Raw genomic sequence first — 11,474 nt, 5'->3', positions numbered from 1 at the left:
ATCGCCGACCTTCCCTTTTTGGAAAAACGGAATTTTTCCGACGTCGAGATCCGCGGCCTCGCCTCCCATACCGACGGCATCCAGCCCGGCGACCTCTTCGTCGCGATCCATGGCACCAAGGTCGACGGCCATCACTTCGTCGAGAACGCGATCGCCAAGGGCGCGGCGGCCCTGATCGTCGAGCGCGACCTGCCGATCTCGAAAAAAATCCCGGTCTTCAAGGTCGGCAACAGCCGGGCTTCGCTGAGCCGCCTCTCGGCCGCCTGGTACGGCCATCCCTCGCGGGAGCTCCCGGTCCTCGGCGTCACCGGAACCAACGGCAAGACCACCATCACTTACCTGCTCGAAGCCATCCTGAAGGCCGGCGGCTTCAATCCCGGCATCTGCGGCACCATCGGCTCGCGCTACAACCAGGTCCGAATCCCCAACAGCCACACCACCCCCGAATCGATCCAGATCCACCGCTTGCTCCGGGAGATGCGGGAAGCCAAGGTCGACGCGGTGGCGATGGAGGTCAGCTCCCACGCGGTCGACATGCGACGGGTCGAAGATATCGCCTTCGACGTCGCGATCTTCACCAACTTGACGCCGGAGCACCTCGATTATCACAAGAGCATGGAGCTCTATTACGAGTCGAAGAAGCGGCTCTTCACTCACCTGCTGCCCCAGGGCAAAGGCCCCCAGCGAGCCGTCGTCAACGCCGACGACCGCTTCGGCCAGAAGCTGATCGACTCGCTCTCGGGCAAGCCGTTGTGGACTTATTCGATCCAAGCCCAGAGCAAATGGGATCTCTATGCCCGGGAGTGGCACTCCGATTTGGCGGGAACCCGGGCCAAGGTCGCCACTCCCGAGGGCGTGGCCGATTTTTCCTCGCCGCTGATCGGCGCCTTCAATCTTTCCAACGTCCTGGCCGCAACCGGCGCGGCGTTGAGCCTCGACGTCCCGCTGCCGGCGGTGGCCGAGGCGGTGGCCGGCTTCGGCGGCGTCCCCGGCCGCTTGGAGCGGATCGAAAATTCCCGCGGCATTCACGTCTTCGTCGATTACGCCCACACCCCCGACGCCCTGCACAACGTCCTGCGGGCGCTCCAAGGCTTGAACCCGCCCAAGATCGTCACCGTTTTCGGCTGCGGCGGCGATCGCGACCGGGCCAAGCGGCCGATCATGGGCCGGGAAGTCGCCCGGCTCTCCCACGTCGCCGTCCTGACCAGCGACAATCCGCGCACCGAGGACCCCGAGCAGATCCTGCGCGAGATCGTTCCCGGCGTCGAGGAGGGCGGCATGACCTTGAACCGCGACGCCTTCATCGAGACCGATCGGCGCAAGGCCATCGCCAAGGCGGTCGAGCTGGCCAAGCCCGGCGAAGTCGTCCTGATCGCCGGCAAGGGCCACGAGGACTATCAGATCTTAGGTACCGAAAAAGTCCACTTCGACGACCGCGAGGTGGCGAGAGAAGCCTTGAAATGATCCACGGAAACACCGCATGGGCCGCGGCCGCCATGAAAGGGCGGCTGGACGGCGAATCTCTAGCTTTCGAAGGCGCCAGCACCGACACCCGGGAGCTGAAGCCGGGCAACCTCTTCTTTTGCCTGATCGGCCAGCGCGACGGCCACGACTTCGCGGAGGCCGCCGCCGAGCGCGGCGCCGCCGCCCTGGTCGTCGACGCCCGGCATGCGGTCGCGGCCAAGATTCCGAAGATCGTGGTCGAGGACACCCTCCAAGCGCTCGGCGACTTGGCCCAGGCTTGGCGCCGAAAGTTTCCGATCCCGCTGCTCGGGATCACCGGCAGCAACGGCAAGACCACCACCAAGGAGCTGGTCAAGTGCGTCCTCCAGACTCAATACCGGACCCTGGCCACCGAGGGAAACTTCAACAACCTGATCGGGGTGCCCAAGACCCTCTTCGGGCTGGCCGAAGGCGACGAAGCCGCGGTCGTCGAGATGGGGATGAACGACTTCGGCGAGATCGGCCGGCTGACCGAGATCGCCGAGCCGACCTTGGGCCTCATCACCAACATCGGCCAAGCCCATCTGGAAAAACTGGGCGGCCTCGAGGGAGTGGCCCGGGCCAAGGGCGAGCTCTTCGCCGGCCTTAAAGCCTCGGCCACCGCTTTGGTCAACGCCGCCGACCCCAAAATCGCGGCCTTGCCGACGCCGGCTCAAAAATTTTGTTACGGCAAGCCCGAGTGCGGAATTTGGGGCGAGGTCCGGCCGACGCCGAGCGGCGATGCCCGGCCCCTTCACCTGCGGATTCATTTCGAGGATCGCTCGGCCGACCTGGCGATGCAGATCCCGGGGCCGCACAATCTCTCCAACGTCCTGGCGGCCCTCGCAGTGGCTCGGGAGCTGAAAATTCCCTTCGAGAATGCCAAGGCCGCGCTGGAGGCTTTCCGGCCCCGGGCCTCCCGGATGGAATTGCTCACTTTGGCCGGCGGCATCCATTTGATCGACGATTGTTACAACGCCAACCCTTCCTCCACCGTCGCGGCCTTGAAGACCCTGGCCGGGCTCAAGGGCGGCCAAGCTTCGCTGGCCATCCTGGGCGAGATGCTGGAGCTCGGCGCTTTCACCGAGGAGGGCCATCGCGAGGTCGGCCGGAACGCCGCCCAGGAAGGCCACGATCGGCTCATCGCGATCGGACCCCACGCCCAAGACATTTTAGCTGGAGCCCGGGAGGGCGGAATGGAAGAGTGGCGGATGGCGGGATTCAAGGACCCCGAGTCGGCCATTGCCATGTTGCCCAAAGTTCCTGAAGGCACCCAATGGATCTTGGTCAAAGGCTCCCGCGGCATCCATCTCGAGAAGGTCGTCGCTCATTTGAAGGAAAATTTTTAAATGCTCTATTACTTCCTTTACCCGCTGCGGACCGAATTCATCGTCTTCAATCTGTTCAAGTACATCACTTTCCGCAGCTTCGGCGCCCTGCTCACCGCCTTGGTGATCTACCTCCTGCTCGGCCGGCGCTTCATCACCTATCTGCGCCGCAACCAGGTCGGCCAATTCATCCGCGACGAGGGGCCCAAGACCCACTTCAACAAGAAGGGCACCCCGACGATGGGCGGCCTGTTGATCCTCTTCTCGATGGGGATCTCGGTCCTGCTCTGGGGCAACTTGGAGAACGCCTATCTTTGGTTGGTCCTCTTCATCACCTTCAGCTACGGCGCCATCGGCTTCTACGACGACTTCAAGAAGCAGATCAAAAAAGTGAACCTGGGCCTGAAGGCCCGGGTGAAGTTTCCGCTCCAGGTTTTGATCGCAGCCATCGCCGGCGTGATCCTGCTCACCTACCTCGATTTCTCGACCCACTTGGTGGTGCCCTTCTTCAAGGACTTCCAGCCCGATTTGGGCTGGCTCTACGTCGGCCTGATTTGCCTGGTGGTGGTCGGGGCCTCCAATGCGGTCAACCTGACCGACGGGCTCGACGGCTTGGTCGCGGTGCCCAACATCATGGCCTTCATGACCTATGGAGTCCTGGTCTACATCGCCGGCGCCAGCAAGATCGCCAACTACCTCCAAGTCATCTTCGTGCCGGGGGCCAGCGAGCTGTCGATCTTCTGTGCCGCCATCGTCGGCGGCATCGTCGGCTTCCTCTGGTACAATTCCTATCCGGCCGAAATTTTCATGGGCGACACCGGCTCCCTCAGCCTCGGCGGCGCCTTGGGCATGGTGGCGATTCTGGCCAAGGCCGAAATTTTGCTGATCCTGGTCGGCGGCATCTTCGTTCTCGAGACGGTCTCGGTCATCACCCAGGTCGTTTCCTTCAAGCTGACCGGCAAGCGGATCTTCAAGATGGCGCCGATCCACCACCATTTCGAGCTGAAGGGCTGGCCGGAGCCGAAAGTCATCACCCGTTTTTGGATCATCAGCTTTATTTTGTCGCTGCTGTCGTTGGCGACCTTGAAATTGCGTTAACAGCCCTCTCCCCTCGCGGGAGAGGGTGGTTCGCGAAGCGAACCGGGAGAGGGGGGCGGCGTTAAGCCAATGCTTGCTTTGCCGCACCCCCTCTCCCCCAGCCCCTCCCCCACCAGGGGGGAGGGGGGAGACTTTATGCCAATCGCCGTACTAGGACTCGGCAAAACCGGAATCTCCGTCGCCCGCTACTTCGCCGGCCAAGGCGAGGCCGTCTGGGGCATCGACGACAATCCCGCCCTCGATCCGGCCGGCCTGGGGCCCTATTTCGCCGAGCTCTTTCTCGGCGGCCGCCAACCCGATTTCGCGAAAATCTCGCGCTTCTTCATCAGCCCCGGCGTCGATCCCCGCCATCCTTCGGCCGAAGCCGCCCGGGCCCAGGGCCTGAGCCTCGAAGGCGAGCTCGAGCTGGCCTTCAGCTTGACCAAAGGCCGGCCGGTCATCGCGATCACCGGCACCAACGGCAAATCGACCACCACTTCGCTGGTCGGCGCGATCTACCGCCAAGCCGGCGTCAAGGCCGGCGTCGGCGGCAACCTCGGCACGCCCTTCCTCGACCTGGTGACCGACCCCCAGGACTTCGAAGCCTTCATCGTCGAGGTCTCGAGCTATCAATTGGAAACGACCAAGACCTTCAAGCCCAAGGTCGCGGCCCTGCTCAACGTCACCGAGGATCACCTCGACCGCTATCCTTCCTTCAAGGAGTACTTGGCCGCCAAGGCCCGGATCTTCGCCTGCCAGGATGAAAACGACTTTTCGGTCTATAACGACGACGATCTTCATTGCCTGCAGGCCATTGAGGCCACCGAGGGCCGGCGCGCGCCCTTCAGCACCGCCAAAAAATTGAAGGGCGCCTACTTCTTCGAAAACCGGCTCTATTGGGCGCCCCACGGTCCGGTCGAAGCCGAATTCTCGCTCCAAAAATCCAAGCTGCTCGGCCTCCACAACCTCGAGAACATGGCCTGCGCCGTGGCCTGCGCCAAGGCCGACGGCATCGCCGATGCCGCGATCCAGGAGACCCTCGACACTTTCCAAGGCCTGCCCCACCGCATCGAATGGGTCGCCGAAATCGACGGCGTGAATTACTACGACGACTCCAAGGGCACCAACGTCGGGGCGGTGGTGATGTCGCTGGCCAGCTTCGATCAGGACGTGGTGCTGATCCTGGGCGGCAAGGACAAGGGCGGCGACTACGCCCCGCTCAAGCCATTGGTCCGGCACAAGGTCCGGGGGCTGGTGCTGATCGGCGAGGCCAAGGACAAGATCGCCGCCGCCCTGGGCGACGCCGCCGAAACCGTCGTCGCCGCCTCGATGCGCGAGGCGGTGCGGGAAGCGCGGCGGCTCGCCGTCGCCGGCGGGACGGTGCTGCTCAGCCCGGCCTGCTCCAGCTTCGACATGTTTCGGGATTACCATGACCGCGGCCTGCAATTTCAGCGGGCGGTGAAAGAGCTGCAGGAGGGCCAAGGTGCAACGTAGGCCCATCGACTATCCCCTGCTGGTCGTCACTCTTTTGCTGATGGCGATCGGGCTCCTGATGGTCTACTCGGCCTCGGCGATCTACGCTCAAGACCTCTACAAGGACTCCCACTATTTCTTGAAGAAAGAGATCGTCTTCATGGCCCTGGGCTTGGTCCTGATGTTCGTGGTCAAGGCCGTCGATTACCATCTTTATTATAAGCTCAACTATCCGATCTTGGTCGGGACGGTCTTGCTTCTGCTCATCACCTTCATCCCCGGCATCGGCCACAAGGCCGGCGGCGCCCAGCGCTGGATCGGCCTCGCCGGCTTCACCCTCCAACCCTCGGAATTGGCCAAGCTGGCCGTCATCATCTTCATGGCCTACACCTTGGCCAAGAAGAAGGACAAGATGAAGAGCTTCAAGGTCGGCTTTCTGCCGGCCGCCCTGATCGTCGGCTCCGTCGCGATCCTGGTCCTGGCTCAAAAAGATTTGGGCACCACCTTCGTCATCTGCCTGGTGGCCTTCGTCATGCTCTACATCGGCGGCACCCGGATCAGCTACCTCTTCGCCGGCATCGTGGCGGCGATCCCGGCCCTTTACTTCCTGGTCTTCTCGGTCGACTACCGGCGCAAGCGCATCCTCGCCTTCCTCGACCCTTGGGAGCACAAGCTCGACGAAGGCTTCCAGATCATCCAGTCCTACGTGGCCTTCAACGCCGGCGGCCTGTCCGGCGCCGGCCTGGGCCAGGGCAAGCAAAAGCTCTTTTATCTGCCGGCGGCTCACACCGACTTCATCTTCTCGGTGGTCGGCGAGGAGCTGGGCCTGATCGGCGTCTTCTTCGTCTTGGGGCTCTTCGTCCTGTTTTTATTCCGCGGCTCCAAGATCGCCAGTCGGGCCCCCGACCTTTTCGGCACCTATCTGGCGGTCGGCATCACCTCGCTGATCACGGCCCAGGCCTTGATCAATTTCGCGGTGGTCATGGGGCTGCTGCCGACCAAAGGGCTGCCGCTTCCCTTCATCAGCCACGGCGGCACCTCGCTCTTGGTCGTTTGCATCTTGGTCGGCATCCTGCTCAATATCTCCTCTCAAACCCAGAAGCCCGATTCCCATGATTGAGAAACCCAAATTTCTCTTCGCCGGCGGCGGCACCGGCGGCCATCTCTTCTCCGGCATCGCGGTGGCCGAGCTCCTGCGGGAGCGCTTGCCCGGCTCCAAGGTCCTCTTCGTCGGCACCCGCAACGGCCTCGAGAAGGACATCGTGCCGAAGGCCGGCTTCGATCTCGACTTCATCGAGGCCACGCCGCTCAAGGGCTCGGGCTGGGTCGCCCGGGTCCGCAGTCTCCTGCGCCTGCCCAAGGCCTACCGCCAGTCGAAAAAGATCCTGAAAAAATTTCAACCCGATATCGTGATCGGCATCGGCGGTTACGCCAGCGGCGCGATGGTCCTAGCCGCCCATTACGCCGGCCTGCCGACCGCGCTCATCGAGCAGAATTCGGTTCCCGGTTTCACCAACCGCCAGCTCGGCCGCTTCGCCGGCAAAATCTTCATCGCCTTCGAGAAGGCCAAGGAATATTTCTCGCCGGCCAAGACCCAACTGACCGGAAATCCGGCCCGCCGCCTGCAAGCTCCGGCCGCGGCCAAGGAAGCCGGTCAGTTTTGCCTCTTCGTGATGGGTGGATCCCAGGGCGCCCACGCCCTCAACGTCGCGGTGATGGAGGCCCTGCCCGGGCTGAAGGACCGAACCGGCCGTTACCGCTTCATTCACCAGACCGGCGGCCAGGATTTCGAGGCGGTGAAGGCGGCCTACGCCGCCGCCGGTTTCGCCGCCGAAGTGTTTCCCTTCTCCCAAGATTTGGCGCCGCATTACGCCCGGGCCGACCTGATGCTTTGCCGGGCCGGCGCCGGCACCATCGGCGAGCTGCAAAACCTCGGCCTGGCTTCGATCCTGGTGCCCTATCCCTTCGCGGCCGACGATCACCAGCGCTTCAACGCCGCCGAGATGGTGGCTTCGGGCGCGGCCGAGATGATCCTCAACGCCGAGCTGAGCGGCGCCAAGCTCGGCGAGCGGCTGCGGCATTACGCCGAGCATCCCGAACGATTAACGGAGATGGGCCGAAAGGCCCGAGCTCTGGCCAAACCGGAGGCGGCGGCCCAAGTCCTGGAACATTGCCTAGACATGATCGAGGGGAAGAAATAAAAAAGAGGCTCACGCCGTCTCCTGGATTCTCTTCAAAAAAAGAACCTACGGCGTGGCCTCAAATTCCCACACGGTTCCTCGGTCCGGAACCCTGGTTGGACTGGAGGTCCAAGCAAAAACTTTAGCAAGTTCGAGGCCAGCATCAGAGACTCTTGAAAAAATTGGAGATTTGAATTTCCCGGGTAGGGAAAATTAAGCCTTCGCCAAGTTTGAATGAAAGGGGTAGCATTTCGTTACCATGGCTTCCTTACCCACTCGCCTGGATTCCTTCTATTCCGAAAAGCGCCTGCTCCAAGATATCCGCGGGGTCGAGACCTGGGAATTGAACGGCCTCGCCGGCCATCATCTCCTCAAGCTCAAAAAGCAAGGCGAGCCGGCTTATCGCAGCGAGTTCGATTTTCTCTCTCGCCTCGATCATCCGGGCCTGCCCCGAGCCATCGGCTACGAGCTCGAGGACGGCATCGAGCTCTACCGCCGCGAATTCGTCGAGGGCCGGCCGCTTGCCGAATTTTTCGGCCAATGGAATGCCGAAGTCATCGGCGCTTGGACGGCCCAGGCCCTTCGCGCTCTCGCCACCCTGCATTTTCAAGGCCTGGCTCACGGCGACTTGAGCGGAGCCAACCTCTTGGTCCATCCAGCGCGCGGCGCCGTCATCATCGACTTGGAATTTCTCGCCCCGCGCCACCGGGCGGTCAGCCATATCCGGGGCACCCCCCGAACCATGGCGCCGGAAATTTTTTGGGGGCATCCACCGACCATCCCCAGCGACCTCTATTCTTTGGGCTGCCTGCTCTACGCCTTGATCGCCGGCCGCTATCCTTTCGGCGCCCAAGACTTCGAGGGCTTGCTCCAGCAGCATGCCCTGGAAACGCCGACCAACCCGGCGGTGACGCGGGCCGGGATTCCGGCCGAGCTGGGCCTGGTGGCCTTGCGTCTCCTGGCCAAGGAGCCCGGCCACCGCTTCGCCGAATGCAACGACGTGATCGCGGCGATCAACCGGGCCTTGGGACTGAAGGAAGCGCTCGAGCCCCAGCCGCCGCGGCTCCAGCCGGCTGAGCATCTCCGCGCCACCCAAGCCTACTCCCACGAGCGCGAGGCGATCCGCTACCTGCAGCAAAAATCGGAGCTGGGCGAAAAGGAGCTGACGACCTGGGCCGAGCTCTTGCTCAAGACCGGCCAGCTCGCCGAGCTTGAAGCTCTCCTGCCGCGCTTGGCCGCGCCCGAAGCCGAGCTCTTGAAGTTGCTCCTGCTCAACCGCCGGGGCCGCTACGCCGAGGCCCTCGAGCAAGCCCGAGCCCATCCCGAGCTCGACGACAATCGGGCCCGCCTCGCCAAGGCGACCGCCCTCTATTACACCGGCCAAGTCGAAGCCGCGCTCGACGAGCTCCAGCCGAGCTCGGCCAACTCCGGCGATCCGGCCACTCAGCGGGCTCTCGACAATTTCCGGGGCAATCTTTTTTATTTCGAACGCCGCCTGCCCGAAGCCGAGGCCGCCTACGCCAAGACGCTGGCGGGCGCGCGCCAAGCCGGCGCGGTCGCGGCCGAAGCCCTGGCTCTGATGAACTTGGCCAACGTCCAAACCGGCCAGGGTCGCTGGGAAGCTGCTTTCGACAGCTACGGGCGGGCAGCCGAGCTCCACGAAGCCTTGGGCCTCAAGACCGAGAAGGCCAAGACTGACCTCAATTTGGCGGGGCTGCTTCGCTTCGCCGGCCATCTCGAAAAATCCGAAGCCCTGATCGAGGCCGCCGGCCAAGCCCTGGCTCTCGCGCCCAACCGCCAGCTCGAAGGCTACGCCGAATTGCTGCGGGCCGACTTGGCCAAGAAGCGCGGCGACTTCGTCCAGGCCCGGGGCATCCTCGAAGCCAACCGCCGGCCCTTGGCCGGCCCTTTGAGCGCCGCCGACCAAGGCGACCTCTTGATCTCGCTGGCCGAGATCGACTGGGCCCTGGGCGAGGACGCCGCGGCCGCCGCCGGCCTGGAGCAGGCCCGCGAGCTGGGACGGAAACATTCCGACCCGCTGCTGGGCCAGCGAGCCACCTTCCTCCAAGCTCTGCTCGCCGCCTTCACCGAAGAGGGGCTGCGCTCCGACAAGATCTATTTCAGCGCCGAGGAGCTGCGCAAGGGCGGCGACGTCGAGTTCGTTCTGGACAACCTGCTCCGGGCCAGGCGCCGGGCCCTGGCTCAAGACCGCGAATGGCCCGAACCGCTGCAAATTTGGTCGCGGCACTTGGCCGAGCGCACTTGCGCCGCCATGCCCGCCGATTACCGCGCATTTTTCCGACAATTTTACCGTGAACTTTGGGAGGTCCGCGTCATGAACTCTTTCAAATCCGATTCCCGACTCGACTCGATCCTGGAATGGGTTCGGGAGCTGACCGGCGAGCTCGATCTCCAGGAGCTCAGCGCCAAGATCCTGGCCCGGCTCCTCGAATTTTCCGGAATGGAGCGAGGCTTTCTCATCCTCAAGGAAGGCGAGCGGCTTTCGATCCTCCAATCCCACCAGATCCGGCCCGAGGACTTCGGACCCGACGGTCACGAAGCCTTGAGCTGGTCTTTGACTCGCCAAGCCTTGGCCAGCGGCAAGCCGCTGATCACGGTCAACGCCCAGCACGACGAGCAGATCCCCTTGGCCCGCAGCGTCCAAGCCCTCGACCTCCGCGGGGTGGCGGTGCTGCCCTTCCGTTTCCGCGGCCAAACCCTGGGCGCGATCTATCTCGACTCCCGCCGGCCCGGCGAGGCCGCCTTGAACGACCTCGCCTATCTCGGCGGCTTGGCCGACATCCTGGGATTGGCGGTGCACAATGCCACCCGCTACGAGAAGACGGTGCAGGATTTGGAGCAAGCCCAACGGGCCCTGGAAAAATCCCAAGAGGCTTTGCAGCTCAAGTACCAATACAAGAACCTGATCGGCCGGGCGCCGGCGACCCGGGCCTTCCTCCAGCGAGTCGACCGGGTGACCGAAGTCCGAGCCACCGTCCTGATCTTGGGCGAAAGCGGCGTCGGCAAGGAGCTGATCGCCCGAGCCATCCATTACAACGGCCCCTTGAAGAAGGGGCCCTTCGTCGCCACCAATTGCGGAGCCATTCCCGAGAACTTGGTCGAGAGCGAGCTCTTCGGCCACGAGCGCGGCTCCTTCACCGGCGCCATCGAAAGCCACGCCGGCCTCTTCGAGCAGGCCAACCGCGGCACCCTGTTCTTGGACGAGATCGGCGAGATGCCTTTGCCGGTCCAAGCCAAGCTCCTGCGAGTCCTCCAAGACGGCGAAGTTCGGCGAGTCGGAGGCTGCGCCGACCGCAAGGTTCAGGTTCGGGTGATCGCGGCCACTCACCGCAACCTCAAGGAAGAAGTGAAGGCCGGCCGCTTCCGCGAGGACCTCTTCTACCGGCTGAGCGTCGCCGAGGTGACGATCCCGCCGCTGCGCGAGCGCCAGGAAGACATCCCGCTTTTGGCCGACCATTTTCTGGAAAAGTTCGCCGAGCAGAATCAATCGGCGAAGAAAAGCTTGGATCCGAAAGTTCTCGCCGCGATGGCGCTCTATGGCTGGCCGGGCAACGTCCGCGAGCTCGAGAACCTCGTTTACAATCTTTGCATCTTCAGCGACGGCCACCGCATCGGTCCCGAGGACCTGCGGCAACGCCCCGACTTGGCGGCCTTGCTCGACCTGCCGCTGCCTCCGGCTATCGAGAAAAAAGTCGAGGCGGCTTCAGCCGACCCGCTCCGCGACGCCATCGATCGGGGCGAGATCAACCTTTCGGAAGCCAAGCGCCGCTTTGAGCGCGAGGAAATCGTCCGAGCCCTGGCCCTGCATCGGGGCAAGGTCGGCGAGGCGGCCCGCCACCTCGGCATTCCCCGGCCCCAGCTTTCGCGGCTGCTGAGCTACCATCACCTCCAAAAAGAGCCGGTCTAAATCGCC

Annotated in this window: 7 protein-coding genes; all 7 read left to right on the top strand. The window is 63.6% G+C overall.

What is annotated here, in order from left to right; translation table 11 throughout:
* Window positions 1–1,464, top strand: a 1,464-nt coding sequence (locus VJR29_00080) for a UDP-N-acetylmuramoyl-L-alanyl-D-glutamate--2,6-diaminopimelate ligase (protein HKY61793.1), incomplete at its 5' end; no start/stop codon positions are given.
* Window positions 1,461–2,831: a UDP-N-acetylmuramoyl-tripeptide--D-alanyl-D-alanine ligase gene (murF, locus tag VJR29_00075; GenBank protein HKY61792.1), complete on the top strand. Its 1,371-nt coding sequence runs from the start codon at window positions 1,461–1,463 to the stop codon at window positions 2,829–2,831. The genes VJR29_00080 and murF, both read left to right, overlap by 4 nt.
* On the top strand, window positions 2,832–3,908 hold the full coding sequence (gene mraY / locus VJR29_00070) for a phospho-N-acetylmuramoyl-pentapeptide-transferase (GenBank protein HKY61791.1): 1,077 nt from the start codon (window positions 2,832–2,834) through the stop codon (window positions 3,906–3,908).
* A gap of 135 nt (window positions 3,909–4,043) precedes the next feature.
* The gene (gene murD, locus VJR29_00065; GenBank protein HKY61790.1) at window positions 4,044–5,381 is read left to right on the top strand and encodes a UDP-N-acetylmuramoyl-L-alanine--D-glutamate ligase; all 1,338 of its coding nucleotides are present in this window, start codon (window positions 4,044–4,046) and stop codon (window positions 5,379–5,381) included.
* Window positions 5,371–6,480: a putative lipid II flippase FtsW gene (gene ftsW, locus VJR29_00060; protein HKY61789.1), complete on the top strand. Its 1,110-nt coding sequence runs from the start codon at window positions 5,371–5,373 to the stop codon at window positions 6,478–6,480. The genes murD and ftsW overlap by 11 nt, the downstream gene beginning before the upstream one ends.
* Window positions 6,473–7,561, top strand: a complete 1,089-nt coding sequence (gene murG / locus VJR29_00055; GenBank protein ID HKY61788.1) for an undecaprenyldiphospho-muramoylpentapeptide beta-N-acetylglucosaminyltransferase — start codon at window positions 6,473–6,475, stop codon at window positions 7,559–7,561. The genes ftsW and murG overlap by 8 nt, the downstream gene beginning before the upstream one ends.
* A 238-nt stretch (window positions 7,562–7,799) precedes the next feature.
* Window positions 7,800–11,468, top strand: coding sequence for a sigma 54-interacting transcriptional regulator (locus tag VJR29_00050; protein ID HKY61787.1), 3,669 nt, complete (start codon window positions 7,800–7,802; stop codon window positions 11,466–11,468).
* The last annotated feature ends 6 nt before the right edge of the window (window positions 11,469–11,474 follow it).

Source organism: bacterium (assembly GCA_035281585.1).
GTDB lineage: Bacteria > UBA10199 > UBA10199 > DSSB01 > DSSB01 > DATEDP01.
The sequence above is the reverse complement of the archived record's forward strand: the minus strand, read 5'-3'. Positions and strand labels throughout refer to the sequence as shown.

Coding starts and splice junctions, on each gene's coding strand:
- VJR29_00050 (HKY61787.1), top strand. CDS start 7,800: ATGGCTTCCTTACCCACTCGCCTGGATTCCTTCTATTCCGAAAAGCGC.
- murG (HKY61788.1), top strand. CDS start 6,473: ATGATTGAGAAACCCAAATTTCTCTTCGCCGGCGGCGGCACCGGCGGC.
- murD (HKY61790.1), top strand. CDS start 4,044: ATGCCAATCGCCGTACTAGGACTCGGCAAAACCGGAATCTCCGTCGCC.
- mraY (HKY61791.1), top strand. CDS start 2,832: ATGCTCTATTACTTCCTTTACCCGCTGCGGACCGAATTCATCGTCTTC.
- murF (HKY61792.1), top strand. CDS start 1,461: ATGATCCACGGAAACACCGCATGGGCCGCGGCCGCCATGAAAGGGCGG.